This window comes from Streptococcus suis (assembly GCA_002831545.1).
GTDB classification, from domain to species: domain Bacteria; phylum Bacillota; class Bacilli; order Lactobacillales; family Streptococcaceae; genus Streptococcus; species Streptococcus suis_P.
In genome coordinates, this window is the sequence record CP025095.1 from 2,191,121 (window position 1) to 2,209,311 (window position 18,191).

Sequence of the window (18,191 nt, forward strand, 5' to 3'; positions counted from 1 at the left end):
CCTATGCATATCAAGGGTTTAGCGAGGTTTTCTTTTTATATCAAAAATGCGTACTTTTTCTCGATTTTGACGATTGTAAAATTTTTTTCATCTTTTTTTCGCTTAGAATTTGATAATCACTTCTGAATCCAAATGTCTGATGCAGCTGGTCAGTAATAGCCGTCCGAGTGTAGTTAGGTAGATAACCAAAACCAGGCAGATACTTAAAGGTGTATGAACGTAAGGTTTCAATGAGTTCAGTACATGTGAATTGCTTCTGAACCGCCAGCTCTAAGTAACGATAGAGTATAAGAGCAAGAAAGCAAGTTGTAAAGTGAGCAGAAATGCGATCTTCTCGACTTAAATAAACTGGTCTAGCTTTCAATTCATGCTTCATAATACGGAAACATTCTTCAATTTCCCATCTTCTCTGATTAATGGAAACAATGGTCTCAATCGTATCGTCTAAGTTTGTTGTTACCGCATAAATTCCATCAAATCTAGCTTCAGAAACAATTCGTTCTTCATCCAACTCAATAAACGTTTTCTCAGCTATTTCTCCATCCCTTGTTGTCTCTGTTACTTTTAGGAAACGCTTAGGATCTGTAGATTGTTTCTTCTTGTAGTCAGCTGGTTTTCCAATCCATTTTGAGGCACGTTGAATCTGGCGTTCGCGTATCTTTCTTTGGTAATCTCTGTATTTAGCTGAGAAGGTTACAATCAATCGTTGGTCTTCTAGCCCATCTTGTGGTAAGGGGCATTCTTTGTAAAAGACTTGTCTATAGAGAAAGTCTTGATTACTTTCATCTAGTGCAGAAATATCATAGAATGTCTCGGACTTATCTCCCATCAACCGCCAACCTGTAGAAGCTGTAGCCCAGTCTTTGTCTTCTTTCTTTAACTTTTTGATAGATTGAGTTGTGACAAAGGCTCTCCCGCTGATATTATTGTAGCGTTTGTTTCCAATAGAAGATAGTCCAGCATCTGTACAGACCACAAATTGAGCTTTTTCAAAATCCTTGATAATCTTCTTCTCCAAAGGTTTCATAGTCGTTTGTTCATTCGTATTACCAGGTGTGACGGAGAAAGCTAATGGAATTCCTTGAGAATCCATAAACAGCCCCATTTGAACGATTGGATTCGGTCGATGTTCCTTAGAATAGCCATATTGTCTCAGTTGCCCCTCCTCATCTTCTTCCTCAATTTCGAAATAGAAATTTGTACAGTCGTAATAGAGGACATCAGTTTTACGAGAGGAAAGTGCAGTTGAGTTTTTATAGAGTTGTTCTTGAATAAAGTCAGTTTCTTTGGCAATAATTTCTAATCCTCGGTAGAGGTGCTGGAGTTCCAGAGTTTTAGGTTCTAGGAGAGTTTGTGAAAAATGAGCAGTAGACCGTTTAGAGGATGGGAATAGGATTCTGCCGTAGAGGAGACGAGAAAGAATGGTATCTAAGTGAAAACTAAAGTGATACCTCTTCTGAATATCTTGACAGATTTTATCCAATCCCAACTGATAATAGATATTCTGTAGAAATAAATATCCCCCATGATATTCATTTCGTTGATTTTGTTTCAACTGTTTATTCTCATGAAGTTTGACTAATATTTCTTGTTTATCTTCTTTATCAAGTTCGGTTAACTCTTTAGCCCGCAATTTTGCCCATTCCATTGGTTCCATTTCGGGATGTAGCTGTTGAAGAGTTTCATGATTGCCGAGATTTTCGACAATGGTTGATGTCCGTTTGTTTCCGACCTTGATATCTTTGATAATGGCATAGTTGATAGTATTTTTAGATACTGATTTTTTAACTCTCATGGATTCGCACCTCACTCTATTATACCACAGTACGAGAAAGTACGCAATAAAAATGTGCGAGAATTTGACAAAAAAATAGCGTCACATCAACGTTTGTGACACTTTTGGTGGTTTCAAACTGTCAAACTCCCGAAAAATCAGTCGCCACTTCGAAGTCTATACTGATAGCGGCAAATTCCTTTTTGCTTCTAAAGATTCTGGTAAAATTCTAAAAATTGCTCGTGAACATATTGGCAATGAGAAAGTTGTCAAACTGCCAACTCTCCTGCAAATTCTAGGACAGAAAATCTCAAATCTATTTGCAAAAAAATAAAAAATCAAGTATAATAAAACAAACGGATAAGTAATATCAGGCGTTTTTCAGAAAGTCTGCGGTCGCTGTGAGCAGATAAACAAGGGATATGAAATTCTACCGTTGGCTAAAAATGACATACTTAAAGTGCACAGAATGTGAAGCTGGATGGAACCGCGGTAACTATCGCTCCAGCATCTCTCATTCTGTGTTTTTTATTCTAAAGGAGACATCTATGCTAGATATCAAACGTATTCGTACAGATTTTGACGGAGTGGCTGCCAAATTAGCTACTCGTGGTGTGGCTGCCGAAACCTTGGCAGACATCAAGGAATTGGATGCAAAACGCCGTGAAATCTTGGTCACTGTAGAAGAATTAAAAGCAGAGCGCAACACAGTTTCAGCAGAGATTGCCCAAGCAAAACGCAACAAGGAAAATGCTGACGACAAGATTGCTGCTATGCAGAAATTGTCTGCGGAAGTGAAAAACTTAGACGCTCAGCTTTTGGAAATCGATGAAAAATTGAACGCTATTCTCACTGTTCTTCCAAATACGCCACATGATTCTGTTCCTGTTGGTGCGGATGAAGAAGAAAACGTGGAAATTCGCCGTTGGGGCACTCCTCGTGAATTTAGCTTCGAGCCAAAAGCACACTGGGACTTGGGCGAAGACCTGGATATTCTGGACTGGGAACGTGGGGCAAAAGTAACCGGTGCCCGCTTCCTCTTCTACAAAAACTTGGGTGCCCGCTTGGAGCGTGCCCTCTACAACTTCATGTTGGACGAGCATATCGCAGAAGGCTACCAGGAAATCATCACACCTTACATGGTCAACCATGACTCTATGTTTGGTACTGGACAATATCCAAAATTCAAGGAAGATACCTTTGAGTTGGCGGATACCAACTTCGTCCTCATCCCAACTGCGGAAGTGCCATTGACCAACTACTACCGCAACGAGATTTTGGAAGAAAAAGACCTACCAATCTACTTCACAGCCATGAGTCCATCTTTCCGTTCTGAAGCTGGTTCTGCTGGTCGTGATACCCGTGGTCTGATCCGCCTCCACCAATTCCACAAGGTTGAAATGGTCAAATTTGCCACACCAGAACAGTCTTACGATGAATTGGAAAAAATGACCGCAAACGCAGAAAATATCCTTCAAAAATTAGGCTTGCCATACCGCGTGTTAGCCCTCTGTACAGGCGATATGGGCTTCTCAGCTGCTAAGACCTATGACTTGGAAGTCTGGATCCCTGCCCAAAATGCCTACCGTGAAATCTCCAGCTGTTCCAACACAGAAGATTTCCAAGCCCGCCGTTCCCAAATCCGTTACCGCGATGCTGCTGACGGCAAGGTCAAATTGCTCCACACCCTCAACGGATCTGGCCTGGCAGTTGGCCGTACGGTTGCGGCAATCCTTGAAAACTATCAAAATGAAGACGGTTCTGTCACCATTCCAGAAGTTCTCCGTCCATACATGGGTGGGGTTGATGTGATTAAGCCTTAAGATATACAAAGAAAGAGCGAGGAAAATTCTACTCGCTCTTTTCATTTATCTAAAAATCTACTCCCAAAGTCTTTAATTGTTGACGAATCTTATCTTCTAGAGCCCGAATCTCTAGTCTATCTTGTTCTAGTTGCTGCGTTACTTGCCCGAGATCGATCTCTTCCTCTTCCTCAAAAGTATCGACATAACGAGGAATATTTAGATTGTAGTCGTTTTCTACAATTTCTTCTATTGATGCCAAATGAGCATATTTGTCAACAGACTGACGATTGTGATAGGTCTCTACAATTTTTTCTACCATGTCATTGGAAAGGTGATTCTGGTTCTTCCCTTTTTCAAACTCCTTGCTCGCATCGATAAAGAAGACATCCTTGGTCTGACGATTTTTTTTGAAGACTAGAATAGTGGTTGGAATGCCTGTGCCATAAAACAGGTTAGCTGGCAAGCCAATAACTGCATCCAGGTAATTTTTCTCAATAATCAGTTTGCGAATATGACCTTCTGCTGCTCCCCTAAAGAGCACTCCGTGTGGTAAAACAATGGCCATGGTTCCTGTATTATTCAGATGATAAAGACTGTGTAAGATAAAGGCAAAGTCCGCTTTAGAAGCTGGTGCTAACTTACCGTATTCCATAAACCGTGGATCCTTCAGTTTGGACTCACGATTGTCCCATTTAGCAGAGTAGGGTGGGTTTGCGACGACCGCATCAAAACTACGTGGCTGATCGATTCCAAGTTCATCCACCCCGTCCGGCCAGTCACTTTCTAAGGTATCAGCATTATTCAAAATCATATTGCTGTAGCCGACCTGATGCATCATCAGGTTCATCCGCGCCAAGTTATAAGTAGTTGTGTTCATTTCTTGGCCATAGAATTTGATATGTTGGCCCTGAGGTAGTTCATTACGCACTGTTAGTAGCAAAGACCCTGAACCCATGGTTGGATCGTAAACAGAGAAGCTAGTATCTGATTTTTCCAAACCTAAAGTAACAATCTTGGCTAAAATCTTACTTACTTGATGCGGGGTATAAAATTCTCCACCTTTTTTACCTGCCGAAGCGGCAAACTGTCCAATAAGATACTCATAGATTTCCCCCAGAATATCCTTTCCTTCATCATTTTTATACTCAATGCTGTCAATCAGCTTCACAATACTGTTCAAGGATTTTGCACGCGCAACCGTTGAATTGCCCAAACGAGAGTCCCCTAGATTGATGTCATTAAAGACACCTCTGAAATCTTCCATAGCATCCTGATTGAGTTCGACATTGGCGTTAAAATGATCGAAAATCGTCTGGTAGTCACTCGCTACAATCTCACTGTTATCAATTTTGGCTACCAGTCTTGCCCAGGTATCTTCTGGTGCAATCGCGTATCCAAGGTGAGAAGCTGTATTTTCCAAATACTCCACCAAGTCATTCCCAACTGCTTCTCGTGCATAGGCATCCTGAACAGTTTCTCCTGGAGCAGGACTGATAATTTCATCTTCCATCAAGAAACGCTCTTGATGCTCAGATAGATAGCGATAGAACATGAAGGCTAGGATATAGTTCTTATATTCCGAAGCATCCATGTTTCCTCGTAATTCATTGGCCATAGACCAAATCTGATTGGTAATGGCTTGAATAGTTTTTGACATGTTTTTGTAATCCTTTCATGTTGTTTCATTTTTTACTCAAAATCTCATTTTCGCTGATGAAGAGTAATAAGCTGATCTAGGTCGGAGAAGAAGCTGCCGATGGCTTCTTGTTCGGGGAGGGTGGGAGCCGGGAATACTATATTGCTAAAGGGTTTATATTTAAGATTCCATGTATCAGATGTTAAACCTTGTGAATTCACCTGAAAAATTTGTAGTGAACTACTTCTCTTAAATAAATAGGAAAAGAATAACGCATAACTAAGATAAGTTGGAATTAATACTGTATAGGCAGGGCTAACTATTCCATCGTATATAGAATAACCAGATGCCCCTTGCCACATTCGCATAGAATTATATACAATATCTCCTTGCTTCAACACCTTATATTTCGTTTTATCTTCACTTGAATTATCTTTTCTACCAAGCTCTGAAAATCTTCTGACCCCATCACTTATAGTTACTGATAGCAACTCCCCCTCAGCTGAACATTCTAACCTCTCTACAAAGTATTCCCCCAACTTACGCTGTTTCCAAGTAGTTGTGAAAGCAGAGCTTTCATTGTATTTTCAGGCAAAAATAATAGTTCCGATTGAAAGTCGCTTTCTGAAAACTCGACTTAAAACTGGTCTTTTCGTTCTTGTTCAAACTCCAAGGAGCGTTTGAGTAATTGGGATAATCCAGTCACATCTTGTTCCGCTAGCAACTCCATATAAAGAGCTCGATCTTCCTTACTAATCAGTACGGGTGCTCCCAATTTGAGCATACTTTGAAACATCAAAATCAGCCGTCCTGTCCGGCCGTTCCCATCACTAAATGGGTGAATACGCTCGAACTGAATATGCACATCTGCCAACACCTCTAACAGCTCAGCTTTTTCCAAAGGCAACCCCAAGCGATAGTTGGCATTGTCCACCCACTGTTGCATGAGAAAAGGCGTTTCCTCTGGCGATGCAGTCTTGAAGGTCGCACCAATAATAGCGTTTTGCACCGACTTAAACTGCCCCCGATCATGCTGTAGGCGGTCCATCAACAAGGCATGAATATCCTTAACCAGTCCCAAACTCAGCTCTTCCCCATTATCTAAGGCAAATAGCAGAGCTTGGAAGGCTTGTTTGTGATTTTCAATCTCGTAAAATTCACGGATACTCTTGTGCTTGCCAGGTAGCGTACTTTCCAAAATAATCGAAACCGTCTCAGGCAGAGAAATGGTATTCCCCTCAATCCCGCTGGAATGATAGGCCATTCGTACCAGAAGGTCATCTAAATAATCTTGCGAATATGTCATACTAACCTCTTTCTATATAAACATCTGCTGTAACAGCGCCTTTTTCAACAGTTTCAGATGATCCAACTGACGCTGATGAAGAGTAATAAGCTGATCTAGGTCGGAGAAGAAGCTGCCGATGGCTTCTTGTTCGGGGAGGGTGGGGATGAATAATCTAGTTTTGAAGAAATCATTAGGAGCTATATTCAATAACCCATGATTTCTTGCCCCTTCAGCCGCAATCATAGATACTTCTTTATACCAGTTTACAGTATCGTAGTAACTCACTAGATAATCAGAACAAATCAAAGAAGTCGGTTTAAATACAATATAAAGTGTGGAAAGTACTCCCATTTCATACCTATCTAATCTTTTTATTGCTCCCCACGGATAGCCATTTGAATATGATTTATTATAGGCGAATTCACCCTTCTTAATTAGATAGTAACTGGATACATCTTTACTTGCAACTTGCTTATTAAAAAACTCTTCTTGGTCTACTAATCCATGTTGTGCGGAAATAGTTAGCGGTAAACTAGAAATCAATTCTTTATTTCTTCTAGTAACTCTTTTACTAACCTCCCCCAACTTACGCTGTTTCCAAGCGTCCGTAAATTCTGGGAATCTTAGCTCAGGAAAATCGTTTCCATTCCCTTTCGGAAACATTTTCTGTAACAAAGCCTTCTTCAATTCTTTAACATCATCTAATTTTCGCTGATGAAGAGTAATAAGCTGATCTAGGTCGGAGAAGAAGCTGCCGATGGCTTCTTGCTCGGGGAGGGTGGGGAGGGGAATAGGTAGACCTTTGAAAACTGAATCTTTAATGGCAAATCTATCTGAGCGAGCTCCACTATCCCCATTCAGCTCCATATATCTATGCCAAATTGTTGTGTCAAAATACTTCTCTACAAAATCCAAATGTATATCTGAAAATCTAAATATAGTATAAAGAGGCGACATAACCCCCACTCTTCCCAATTTATTCCGCTTTATTGGACCAACTGGAGCTAAATTTGAAATCCTTGGATTATATACAAAATCATCAGGACTCACAATATAGTATCCACTTATATTATCCAAACTAGAGATATTTTTTTCAAAGAAATCCCTCTGAGAAATGATACCGAATTCAGCAGAATTTGTAAAAGTTTCTACATACTGTCTATCTAGATTTTTTTGACTAATTTTTTCCGCCACCTCCCCCAACTTACGCTGTTTCCAAGTGTCCGTGAATCCGGGGAAGCGCAATCGTGGTACTGTTGATTTTTCTTTTGTCATAGTCCCTCCTTTTCTACTTTCTTTTTGTTTCATTTTTGAAAGTTATTTTTGCAATTTTTCGGACGATTTCCATTCTATTATACGCTATCATCCAACAAAATCGCAACCTATTGCCCAACCAAGTCGTCAGCCAAATCATATAGTGCTTGTCTTAACTGATTACGGTACTGAATCTTGCTCAAGCCTTTAACAGCATCACCTTCTGCCCAGGTCTGGTAATCGCGACTAGCTTCTTTTATCAAGGTACGTAAGTGTCCGGTATCATCCAAGTCATTCTGACCAAATCGATGTCTCGCCAACAACTCACGTAGTTCTTGGTTGCGGATATGTTCCGTCAAGCCCCATTGGATTCGGAATGCAAAGAGCTTCTTGTCAATGTAAACATGCGAGGCTTCTTGGATAATCTTCTGACTATCAATCCCCTTGACTGGATAAGCAAAGTTCATATCTTGTGTCGGAAAATCACCTCGATAGATTGCATCCCCTGTTTGACGGATCTGGTCAGCATAGTTGAGGTCTTCCAAACCGCTTGCAAATCTATCCAATTCATCCCTGGTAGCTGCGGCTTCTACCATCTTCTCTTCGTGAACCTGATTCAGCAAGAGCTCAACCAGTTCGGTCAATTTATCGTAGTCAATTGTCACTTCCTTGATGTGAGTCATCTTGAGTTCAATTTGGTGAATGCTAACTTTTTGTTCTTTCGCCAAGGTTCGTTTCAATTCGTTGGCTAAGACTGTCGTCAAAAGGTTTTCTTCCTCTACAGACATTCCCAAACTTTCAATAAAGCGGTCCGGCTGATTGTAATCAAATCCTTCAATCACCCCATCAACCTCCTCTGGCTGATACTGTTTCAGCTTAGACAATCCTTGATTGTAAGCACGGAGCAATTCTAACATAGCCTCACGCTTTTTCTCAGACTTCGGAATATCATTGAAATCACCCGTCAACTCTCTCAATTGGTCGACCGTTTGTTTGACTTCAGCAAATACATCCTTGAAAGGCTTAGCCACCAGTCCATTTTTTTCATTGTTATTTTTTTGTTCCGCATCTGATAAATCGGCAGCACTATCATCTGCATAGATGGCCAAGGCCTGATTCATCAATTTCTCATTATGAGCTGGCCAGCGGTAATTGACCACCCGTCCAAAAGGTTTTTTATCCATATCCTCCACACGATTGGTACGAGAATAGGCCTGGATAAGACTGGCTCCTTTTAGGGTTCGGTCAACATAAAGAGTATTGAGCTCAGGAGCATTGAAACCTGTCAACAACTGATCCACGACAATCACCAAATCTAAGTAGTTCTTGTCCTTGGCTGTTCTATTAAGGCGACTAACCAGGTCCTCTGTATAAGAGGCAACATCTGACAAGCCAAAGGATGTCCCAAATTCTGTGTTATAGATCGTAATAGCTTCAAGCAAACCAGTATTTGACTCGACCATACTATCATTATTTTGAGTATTCAAGGCAAAGGTCACTCCCACCTTCAAGACCAGACCTCCTTGCTCTCGATGCAGTTGATTGATTCGTTGAAACTCTCGGAAATACATCATAGCCATGGGTGTGGAGGCCCTGCCTCCACCTACGTGGGTGGTGAACAAGGCATTGTAACGGCCACTGCCAGAGCGATTCGCCCAGTGTTTGAAGACATCTTCGACTACCAGTCGAACATGCTCTGGATTTTCATCATAGATGCTAGAAGTCACCGCATCATCCATATCATCTGGACTTAGATAGGCAATTTTTTCTTCAATCTGTGCACTTGTCCACTTCGGGTATTTTTGCCGATAAAAATCTGGTAAGTAAGTTGTTTTTAGTTTTTCCTGATCAATGGTTGTCTCAAAATCCACCTTAAACCCTAGCACATTGCGGTCACTAATGGCATTTTTAATAGTGTAGGCATGAAGAAGAGGACCAAAAATATCTTGCGTCCGCAGACTAGCACCTGTATCATCTAAGTTGGGAGTTCCTGTATAGCCAATCCAAGCCGCTTTCTTAAAGGCCTTTTGAATCCCTGCAAAACTATCTCCACCAGTTGAGCGATGAGCTTCGTCAACGATAAACACGATATGCTTATCTGGTGATTTGAAGGATTTTCTCTTCACCAGTGTATCCAATTTTTGCACAGAAGTAACGATAATCCCACTATCCTTACTAGTCAACTGCCGTGCCAAGGCTGTGGTATTTTGAGTTTCTCGAATACTGCCAAAACTATTCTCCCCAGCTTCTGGATCATAAGCCAGATAATCATCCTTAGTCTGATTGGTCAAAGCGATACGATCCACTAGAAAGACAACCTTGTCTACCTTGGGCATTCGACTTGCCAGCCAAGCTGTTTTAAAACTAGTAATCGTCTTCCCTGAGCCTGTCGTATGCCAGATGTAGCCAACCTTGTTACAGCCTAGTTCAAAATCGACTTTTTTTATCCCCTCAATGACCGCCTGAGTGGCATAAACTTGATAGGGACGCATGACTTTCAGCATTTGTTTCTGCGGTGTCCCGTCTAAGATCATGTAGTTGGTCGCCATCTGATGGGCCATAGGAATGCTGAGCATGGAATCCGCAAATTCTTTCCAATTCCGAACCTTACTACCGTCAGATTTACGCTGCCAGTGGAAAGCAAAGTCCTTATTAAATTTCTCCGCAGTGGTATTGGCCATATAGCGAACATTGTTGGGGGCGATAGCGACTAGAATCTGCAAGGTAGAAAAAATATCCGTATATTGCCGTTCCTGGATATATTGATGCATTTGGTTCAATGCCTTGTCCACATCTACCGTATCCTTTTTCTCTTCAATCTGAATAATAGGTAAGCCATTAATCAACAAGGTTGTATCGAATATACATTCTCGTCGTCCAGGGATTTTAGGAGCCCTACGGATTTGGTTCACCACTTGGTAGACAGTGTCCCCACCGCCTATCTTACGTTGGTCGAATACTGTCAAAAATGTATGCCGTCCATCATCAAGCGTAATTTCCAATTCGGAAACACCGCTAATTCCATATAAAAACTGACCAGCCTCATAAGGTGTCTTCAGATCTGAAATAATCTGCTTGACCTGAGCAAACTCGGTATCGCTCAAGGGTTTGTCCAATCGATGTTGGTTGTGTTGCCAGAGAATATTACGAAAATTTTCCCATAATTGCTCCGTTGTCTTGATACCCGGCTCATGAGTCCACAGTTTAGATTTGACTGCATACAGGGGCGAAGAATCACTAACAGACCATTCTAGACCTTCTAGGTGCTCCGGCTGTGTAATAGTCCCTGTCGTAATATATTGAATCAATTCTGTTTCAAATGCTAATTCATTCATGTGCGTAAACCTCCTTTAACAAATATGTTAGTCGTAAAAAATCTCCTTGCGCATAAGCTTGCCGCTTCTGCCGTAAAGCTAATCCATCTAAATAAATCTTTCCTAATTTTTGCTGACTATCTAAAGGAGGCAAGGCGCCTAGCTGTAAACTTTTCAGTTGCTTGACTGTATATTTCATTACCTCACTCCCCTGTAAGCTTTGGTAAAACTGCCGTCTAATAGCCGAGGATTCATTGATCAGATACAGCAAGAAGACCTTATCCAGCTTTGCAATGGGTTCAATTTTGATATAGTTCTGTGTATAGAGTAAGCCTGCGTGCTCTGCTCTCACTAAAACAGCCTTCCCCGATAGTAAACTAAAGAGTAAGTCTCCCTCCTCAAGCAAGGTCACTTCTCTATCTGTCGTCACGGTCCGACTATCTATCACTTCTTCTATCACCTCATAACCATCCAATTGATGATGTTGCTGATTGTAGAGGATATAGTCTCTAGCATCTTCCCAGCTAGTAGTATCCAAGCGAACCTGTAAACTACCTCCCGTAAAGTGAGCCAATTCTTCTAGTTTCATAACTTTCCTTTCTTTGAAATTTTTCATAATTACATTTTTTCGCTAAAATAAGTATAGCATCTCCTCGGAAATCCGTCAATAAATTATGTAATTTTTAAAAATTAAAAAGGAGGTTCTGCCATGAACTTATCAAAAGAAAAACAGCTTTTCCATCACTATTATGCAAATTGGCTTCGGATTTACAAGGAAGGAGCCATTCGAGAAGTCACTCTCAAGAAATATAGAATGACATTGCAGTGGCTTATCAGGCTAGCTCCTAGTCTGTTGTTGGAAGATTTGAATCGGGTTCGTTACCAAGAATTGATTAACAGCTATGCTAAAACACATGAACGACAGACAACCATGGATTTTCATCACCAGTTGAAAGGAGCTATTTTAGACGCTGTAGATGAAGGAATTATTGAACGAGATCCGACACGTAAGGTGATTATCAAAGGAAGACTTCCTCGAAAGAAAAAGACAAAATACCTCAACCAATTTGAACTTCATCAGTTGATACAAGAATTACGTCTCGGAGAGGAGCTGAATTGGGATTGGCTCATCTTATTAATTGCTAAAACAGGTATTCGATTCTCAGAAGCCCTTGCTCTCACTACTCAAGATTTTGATTTTCACAGACAGCTATTGACCATTGATAAAACATGGAATTATAACGGAGACGGCGGATTTTTACCTACAAAAAATAAATCTTCAATTCGAAAAATCCAACTCGACTGGCAAACCAGCACCCAATTCGCCAACTTATTGCAGCACGCCCAACCCGATGACCTACTTTTCGTGAAGAAAGAGCGGATATACAACTCTACCATCAATGCCATTCTTGAAAAGCGTTGCCTAAGTGCAAACCTTCCTGTCATCACCATTCATGCCCTGCGACACACCCATGCATCTATTTTATTATTTGCCGGGGTCTCTATCGCAAGTGTTGCTAGACGACTTGGTCATGCAAGCATAACAACGACCCAAAAAACCTATCTTCATATCATTCGTGAGTTGGAAAACCAAGATGTTGATTTAATTATGCGGTCACTATCAGGACTTTGTTGACATTCCTATCTCTATCGTAACAAGGCTTGTACTGACAATAGCAAAAGACGACTCCAAACGGAATCGTCTTTTTTCTTACTTATTGAAAATAGTAAAATGCCACTACCGACCAGGCATTATTGATAAAATGAACTGCAATAGGGTAAATCAGATAATCTGTTTTATAGTAGAGGTAAGCCAGCAAGAAACCTGGGCTAGCATAAATAATCCATGAACCCAAATCTGTTGGTCCATGCAGGAAAGCAAAAATCAAACCAGATACTACAATTCCTAGAATCTTGTGCTTTTCAAATAGCTTTTTGAAAAGATAGCCTCTGACAATGATCTCCTCTGAAATAGCAGGCAAACAAGCCATATTGATAAGAGCTAACCAAAATGGAATGTTTTCTAATAACTTTGTCAATTCAAGCTCATTGCTGGTTTCTTCAATCCCCTGAAGTTCCAGAATGTAATAGCCAAGGTGTTTAAACAGCTGAGCTACCGCGAATGTTAAGACAACTAAACCAAGACCTTTCCAAGTTAAAAAACTTCTATCCCAAATCTTGATACCATTCTTCTCAGCTCTCCAGTACATAAAGACAATAATCACGAAGGATACTAAGGCTGCTCCCCACTGGGCTAATTGAGAAGTAGATACCTCTAAAATAGCATCTGGAAGAACAGCAATTAATAACAAACCAAACGCTCTCAGTAATACCCAAAGTTTTCGACCAAGCCATTTCATCCCTTGACAAAATGTTTTCATATCAATCCCCTATTCTGATACATAATCAAAGGATTATGTAATTAGCTTTTGTAATATACTTATAATACAACGATACAGGGTATTTGTCAATAGAAACCAATAAAAAATACTAAGTATTCCTAGTATTTTCTAAAGCGTTGATTAATTATCCAATAGGAAAATCTGATAGTTCCTAACAAGGTTAGTTAAGAGGGCATTCTTCCAGCTTTCAAGAGCTATATTTTATTGCAGTTTTATAAATAGTAGAAAGCCACCACCGCCCAAGCATTATTTATGAAATGAACTGCTATTGGGTAAATCAGATAATCTGTCTTATAGTACAAGTAAGCCAAGATAAAACCTGGACTAGCATAAATAATCCAAGAGCCCAAATCTGTTGGTCCATGCAGAAAAGCAAATACCAAACCAGACACCACAATTCCCAAAATCTTGTGCTTTTCAAAAAACTTTTTGAATAGATAGCCTCTGACAATGATCTCCTCTGAAATAGCTGCCTGACAGGCAATTCTAACAAAGGCTAACCCAAAGGGAATCATTCGCAACAGCTTGTCAATACCAATCTGATTAGCCGTATCTTCAATCCCTTGAAGGTCCATGATAGTATGCCCTAAGACAGTAGAAAGGCTGGTAAATAGTACGGTCAGTGCAACCAATCCAAGTCCCTTCCAGGTCAGGAATTTTCTATCCCAAATGGCAAGCCCTTTCCTTTCTGCCAACCAACACATAAAGACCATTATTCCAATAGAAGATAGGCCGGCAGTCCATTGAGCGACTGGCGAGGTGGATTTTTGCAATATGAAAGTTGGAATGAGTTCCAGAAGCAATAATAGAAAGACCTGTAATAAAATCCAGATTTTCCTACAAATCCATTCCAATCGTTGACTGAATGTTTCTAGCATTTCTAACCTCCTATCCTATCCACTTCTCCATATAGACCATATCTATACCCTCCTGCTCAGGCTCGGTTTTGATAGCCTTATAGCCGAGTTTTTCATAGAAAGCGACCAATCTAGGCTCTTGTAATACGGTACAGAGCACCCAGCGGTTAATTGTCGGATAGAGGCTTTCCAATTCGAGCATAGCCTTGTGACCATAGCCTTTTCCCCTGTGGTCTGGAACAATGCCAATCAAGCCTAGCCAGCCCTGGTCAGCATCTTCAGCGACCGTTGTTCGCACTAAACCGACTGTGTCCCCTTCCTCCACAATCTTGTAGTAGGTGCAATTTGGTCGTGCAAAGCGTGACTGGAAATAGTCCATGGTTTCAATGGCTGGGTTGTACTGGTCCTGATAGGTTTCATATAAAGCCGCAAATGCTCGGTGCTGAATAGGTAGCAATTCTTCTGCGTTTGATAGATCTGCTTTTACTAACATGGAAAACCTCCTGAAATTATTTTATCCATTGTATCAAATCTATCAAAAAAATACTAGGTCTTCCTAGTATTTTCTAAAGCGTTGATAGCGGTTTTCGAGTAGTTGATCAAGTGGCAAGGCTTGTAACTGATCCAACTGGCTGACCAGGTTTTCCTTGATGTCAGACAAGACTTCCTTGGTCGCTCTGCCATTTTCCAAAACAACCCGATCGACCACTTGGAGTTTCTCCAACTCGTATGACGTGATCTTCATGAGTTCTGCTGCTTCCATGGCCCGACTACCGTCTTTCCAGAGGATAGAGGCGAAACCTTCGGGGCTAAGGACGGCGTACATGGAGTTTTCCAGCATCCAGACCTGGTCTGCGACTGCTAGAGCCAGAGCTCCACCAGAGCCGCCCTCTCCGATGATAATAGCGATAATGGGCACCTTGAGGTCACTCATCTCCATGAGGTTGCGGGCAATGGCCTCACCCTGTCCTCGCTCCTCGGCACCGACACCGGGATAGGCTCCAGCAGTATTGATGAAGGTGACAACGGGACGGCCAAATTTCTCCGCCTGCTTCATGAGACGAAGGGCTTTACGGTAGCCTTCTGGGTGGGGCTGACCGAAGTTACGCTTGAGATTATCCTGGAGGTTCTTACCCTTTTGGATACCGATAACTGTCACAGGCTGACCTGCTAAAAAGCCAATCCCACCGACAACCGCTTCGTCATCACGGAAATTCCGATCGCCGTGCAGTTCGATAAAGTCATCAAAGAGTTGTGTGGCATAGTCCAAGGTCGTCAGGCGAGCTTGGTCACGTGCCAAACGGATCATACGTGCTACATCACTGGTCATCTGACACCTCCATGCATTCTCAGCAAGCGACTGATGGTCGCTGGCAAGTCCTGTCGTTTGACAATAGCATCAACAAAGCCATGTTCTTGTAAAAATTCAGCCTTTTGGAAATCGTCAGGTAGATTTTCCCGAACGGTTGACTCAATAACCCGCCGTCCTGCAAAACCAACCAAGGTCTGCGGTTCTGCTAGGATAATATCGCCTTCCATGGCAAAACTAGCTGTCACACCTCCTGTTGTGGGGTCTGTCAAGACCGTCAGGTAAAAGAGGCCAGCGTTAGAATGGCGTTTTACAGCTGCCGAAATCTTAGCCATCTGCATCAGGCTCATAATGCCTTCCTGCATGCGAGCACCGCCAGATGCGGTAAAGAGGACAACTGGCAAACGCTCTTCAATCGCCAACTCAAAGAGGCAGGTAATTTTCTCACCGACCACCGTTCCCATTGAAGCCATGATAAAATGCGAATCCATGATTCCAAGGGCAACTGGCTGACCACCGATTGTCGCCTTGCCTGTCAAAACTGCTTCATCCAAGCCCGTTTTTTGACGGGTGGCTGCCAATTTCTCTAAATAATTGGGGAAGTCCAAGGGATTTTTGGTTTCAATCCCTGTAAACAATTCCTCAAACGAACCGTCATCAACTGTCAATGCCAGGCGTTCCTGGGCTGTAATCCGAAAATTATAGGAACAGTGTTGACAGGTTTTCTCTAATCCCAAATCATTCTTGTAAAGAATGACCTTACAAGCAGGACATTTGGAAAATAGTTCATCTGGCACCTCTGGCTTTGCTTGAGGTGCTGACTCTATCCGCGAACGATTGGGATTGATGCGGATATATTTGTCCTTTTTGCGAAACAAAGCCATTGCATTCTCCTAGTTTACTTTTTTATCGTCATTTAGTTTTTCTTTTATTACTTCGTTAACTCGCCTTGCCTAACTCCAGTTATGCCTGTGGCTCGTTGCCTAGTACTAAAAGTAAACTAAAAGACTATAATTCTGCTTGATAGCGAGGTAAAAATTCTTCCATGAGGTAGGCAGTATCGTAGTCACCTGCCACCACTCGCTTGTCGGAAATCAAGTCCAGCTGGAAGTCTGTATTGGTCACCACTCCGTCAATTTCCAATTCATAGAGAGCTCGCTGCATCTTCATCAGAGCTTCAAAACGATTTTCCCCATGCACAATAACCTTAGCAATCATCGAATCATAATATGGCGGAATGGTGTAACCTGGGTAAACAGCTGAGTCTACACGCAGACCGACTCCCCCACTTGGCAGGTAGAGATTGGAAATCTTACCTGGACTTGGGGCGAAGTTAAAGGTTGGATTTTCAGCATTGATGCGGCATTCAATGGCATGACCAGTAATCTTCACATCTTCTTGGCGGACACTGAGTTCCTGACCAGCCGCAATCTTGATTTGCTCCTTGACAATATCCACACCGGTAACAAATTCGGTAACAGGATGTTCCACCTGCACCCGTGTGTTCATTTCCATGAAGTAAAATTCGCCCTTGGCTTCGTCCAAGAGGAACTCAATAGTCCCCGCATTTTCATAGCCAACAGACTGGGCTGCCCGCACTGCTGCTTGACCGATACGGTCCCGCATGGTCTGACCAATAGCGATAGACGGAGCTTCTTCCAAGACCTTCTGATTGTTGCGTTGAAGGGAACAATCCCGTTCTCCCAGATGAATGACATGACCGTGCTGATCCGCCAAAATCTGTACTTCGATGTGGCGGGCGGGATAGACAACTCGCTCCATATACATGGCTCCGTTACCAAAAGCTGCCTTGGCCTCGCTGGAAGCTGATTCAAAGGCAGGCACTAGGTCTTCGGCTTTTTCAACCTTACGAATCCCCTTGCCACCACCACCTGCCGATGCCTTGAGCATGACAGGGTAGCCAATCTTTTCAGCAATTGCAAGAGCTTCTTGGCTGGTCAAAACTTCGCCGTCTGACCCAGGAATAACAGGCACTTGAGCCTTAATCATCTCTGCCCGTGCATTGATTTTGTCGCCCATGGTATCCATGACTGTCCCAGAAGGGCCGATAAATTTGATACCGACCTCTTCACAAAGGATGGCGAATTTGGAGTTTTCACTCAAAAAGCCAAAGCCAGGATGAATAGCCTGAGCACCTGTCACAACTGCCGCCGAGATGACCGCCTGCATATTGAGATAGGAGTCTGTCGAACGGGCTGGGCCGATACAGACAGCCTCATCTGCCAACATGGTGTGGAGGGCTTCCTTGTCAGCCTCTGAATAGACAGCCACCGTCGCAATCCCCAACTCTCTGGCCGCACGAATAATCCGCACCGCAATCTCACCACGATTGGCAATCAAAATCTTCTCAAACATGATGAATCCTATCTCCTTTTTAATATAGAATAATTATTTATCACAAGCTCAGCCCTTAACTAGTTTGCAAAATAACGGACCGATTCATACTCAATGAAAATCAAAATCAGGCTAGCTCCAAAGGTTTGGGAAACCTTTGGAGGTTGGAGATAGAGCGAACGAAGTTCGTTTCTCCA

The 18,191-nt window shown here is 42.1% G+C and carries 15 protein-coding genes and 1 pseudogene; 3 read left to right on the forward strand and 13 right to left on the reverse strand.

What is annotated here, in order from left to right:
• Positions 1–40: 40 nt before the first annotated feature.
• Positions 41–1,648, reverse strand: a complete 1,608-nt coding sequence (locus tag CWM22_10830) for a transposase (GenBank protein ID AUC92893.1) — start codon at positions 1,646–1,648, stop codon at positions 41–43.
• A 277-nt stretch (positions 1,649–1,925) separates the two neighbouring features.
• Here CWM22_10830 and CWM22_10835 point away from each other — a divergent pair.
• Positions 1,926–2,108: pseudogene (locus CWM22_10835) on the forward strand (DUF956 domain-containing protein).
• Positions 2,109–2,322: 214 nt separating this feature from the next.
• Positions 2,323–3,597, forward strand: coding sequence for a serine--tRNA ligase (locus CWM22_10840; protein ID AUC92354.1), 1,275 nt, complete (start codon positions 2,323–2,325; stop codon positions 3,595–3,597).
• Positions 3,598–3,646: 49 nt separating this feature from the next.
• Here the strand turns inward: CWM22_10840 and CWM22_10845 are convergent, their stop codons facing one another.
• The 6 genes from CWM22_10845 to CWM22_10870 all read right to left on the reverse strand — a co-directional run bounded on the left by CWM22_10845 (position 3,647) and on the right by CWM22_10870 (position 11,660).
• A complete protein-coding gene (locus CWM22_10845; protein ID AUC92355.1) occupies positions 3,647–5,236 on the reverse strand; it encodes a type I restriction-modification system subunit M in 1,590 nt (529 codons plus the stop codon).
• Positions 5,237–5,280: 44 nt separating this feature from the next.
• Positions 5,281–5,754, reverse strand: coding sequence for a restriction endonuclease subunit S (locus CWM22_10850; GenBank protein AUC92356.1), 474 nt, complete (start codon positions 5,752–5,754; stop codon positions 5,281–5,283).
• Positions 5,755–5,852: 98 nt separating this feature from the next.
• The gene (locus tag CWM22_10855) at positions 5,853–6,521 is read right to left on the reverse strand and encodes a Fic family protein (protein AUC92357.1); all 669 of its coding nucleotides are present in this window, start codon (positions 6,519–6,521) and stop codon (positions 5,853–5,855) included.
• Positions 6,522–6,533: 12 nt separating this feature from the next.
• The gene (locus CWM22_10860; GenBank protein ID AUC92358.1) at positions 6,534–7,778 is read right to left on the reverse strand and encodes a restriction endonuclease subunit S; all 1,245 of its coding nucleotides are present in this window, start codon (positions 7,776–7,778) and stop codon (positions 6,534–6,536) included.
• A 107-nt stretch (positions 7,779–7,885) separates the two neighbouring features.
• A complete protein-coding gene (locus CWM22_10865; protein ID AUC92359.1) occupies positions 7,886–11,092 on the reverse strand; it encodes a DEAD/DEAH box helicase in 3,207 nt (1,068 codons plus the stop codon).
• Positions 11,085–11,660 (reverse strand): restriction endonuclease subunit S, encoded by a 576-nt coding sequence (locus tag CWM22_10870; GenBank protein ID AUC92894.1) that lies wholly within the window; start codon positions 11,658–11,660, stop codon positions 11,085–11,087. The genes CWM22_10865 and CWM22_10870 overlap by 8 nt, the downstream gene beginning before the upstream one ends.
• 120 nt (positions 11,661–11,780) lie before the next feature.
• Between CWM22_10870 and CWM22_10875 the strand changes: the two genes are divergently transcribed.
• A complete protein-coding gene (locus CWM22_10875) occupies positions 11,781–12,707 on the forward strand; it encodes a site-specific integrase (GenBank protein ID AUC92360.1) in 927 nt (308 codons plus the stop codon).
• Between the two features lie 79 nt (positions 12,708–12,786).
• On the opposite strand, the gene CWM22_10880 is transcribed toward CWM22_10875, so the two are convergent.
• From CWM22_10880 to accC, 6 genes are all read right to left on the reverse strand, one after another.
• Positions 12,787–13,452: a CPBP family intramembrane metalloprotease gene (locus CWM22_10880; protein ID AUC92361.1), complete on the reverse strand. Its 666-nt coding sequence runs from the start codon at positions 13,450–13,452 to the stop codon at positions 12,787–12,789.
• Positions 13,453–13,685: 233 nt separating this feature from the next.
• A complete protein-coding gene (locus CWM22_10885) occupies positions 13,686–14,351 on the reverse strand; it encodes a CPBP family intramembrane metalloprotease (GenBank protein ID AUC92362.1) in 666 nt (221 codons plus the stop codon).
• Between the two features lie 10 nt (positions 14,352–14,361).
• Positions 14,362–14,823, reverse strand: coding sequence for a GNAT family N-acetyltransferase (locus tag CWM22_10890; protein ID AUC92363.1), 462 nt, complete (start codon positions 14,821–14,823; stop codon positions 14,362–14,364).
• A gap of 63 nt (positions 14,824–14,886) precedes the next feature.
• Entirely contained in the window at positions 14,887–15,660 is a 774-nt protein-coding gene (locus tag CWM22_10895) for an acetyl-CoA carboxylase carboxyl transferase subunit alpha (protein AUC92364.1), read from the reverse strand.
• Complete coding sequence (locus tag CWM22_10900) at positions 15,657–16,523, reverse strand: acetyl-CoA carboxylase carboxyltransferase subunit beta (GenBank protein AUC92365.1); 867 nt, start codon at positions 16,521–16,523, stop codon at positions 15,657–15,659. Before CWM22_10900 ends, CWM22_10895 begins: the two co-directional genes overlap by 4 nt.
• Before the next feature lie 124 nt (positions 16,524–16,647).
• A complete protein-coding gene (gene accC / locus CWM22_10905) occupies positions 16,648–18,015 on the reverse strand; it encodes an acetyl-CoA carboxylase biotin carboxylase subunit (protein ID AUC92366.1) in 1,368 nt (455 codons plus the stop codon).
• Positions 18,016–18,191: the final 176 nt, after the last annotated feature.

Bases quoted from the DNA above. Each gene is read 5' to 3' on its own strand.
- CWM22_10865 (AUC92359.1), bottom strand. From the start codon at position 11,092: ATGAATGAATTAGCATTTGAAACAGAATTGATTCAATATATTACGACA.
- CWM22_10830 (AUC92893.1), bottom strand. From the start codon at position 1,648: ATGGAATGGGCAAAATTGCGGGCTAAAGAGTTAACCGAACTTGATAAA.
- CWM22_10870 (AUC92894.1), bottom strand. From the start codon at position 11,660: ATGAAACTAGAAGAATTGGCTCACTTTACGGGAGGTAGTTTACAGGTT.
- CWM22_10885 (AUC92362.1), bottom strand. From the start codon at position 14,351: ATGCTAGAAACATTCAGTCAACGATTGGAATGGATTTGTAGGAAAATC.
- CWM22_10890 (AUC92363.1), bottom strand. From the start codon at position 14,823: ATGTTAGTAAAAGCAGATCTATCAAACGCAGAAGAATTGCTACCTATT.
- CWM22_10900 (AUC92365.1), bottom strand. From the start codon at position 16,523: ATGGCTTTGTTTCGCAAAAAGGACAAATATATCCGCATCAATCCCAAT.
- accC (AUC92366.1), bottom strand. From the start codon at position 18,015: ATGTTTGAGAAGATTTTGATTGCCAATCGTGGTGAGATTGCGGTGCGG.
- CWM22_10875 (AUC92360.1), top strand. From the start codon at position 11,781: ATGAACTTATCAAAAGAAAAACAGCTTTTCCATCACTATTATGCAAAT.
- CWM22_10860 (AUC92358.1), bottom strand. From the start codon at position 7,778: ATGACAAAAGAAAAATCAACAGTACCACGATTGCGCTTCCCCGGATTC.
- CWM22_10895 (AUC92364.1), bottom strand. From the start codon at position 15,660: ATGACCAGTGATGTAGCACGTATGATCCGTTTGGCACGTGACCAAGCT.
- CWM22_10845 (AUC92355.1), bottom strand. From the start codon at position 5,236: ATGTCAAAAACTATTCAAGCCATTACCAATCAGATTTGGTCTATGGCC.
- CWM22_10840 (AUC92354.1), top strand. From the start codon at position 2,323: ATGCTAGATATCAAACGTATTCGTACAGATTTTGACGGAGTGGCTGCC.
- CWM22_10855 (AUC92357.1), bottom strand. From the start codon at position 6,521: ATGACATATTCGCAAGATTATTTAGATGACCTTCTGGTACGAATGGCC.
- CWM22_10880 (AUC92361.1), bottom strand. From the start codon at position 13,452: ATGAAAACATTTTGTCAAGGGATGAAATGGCTTGGTCGAAAACTTTGG.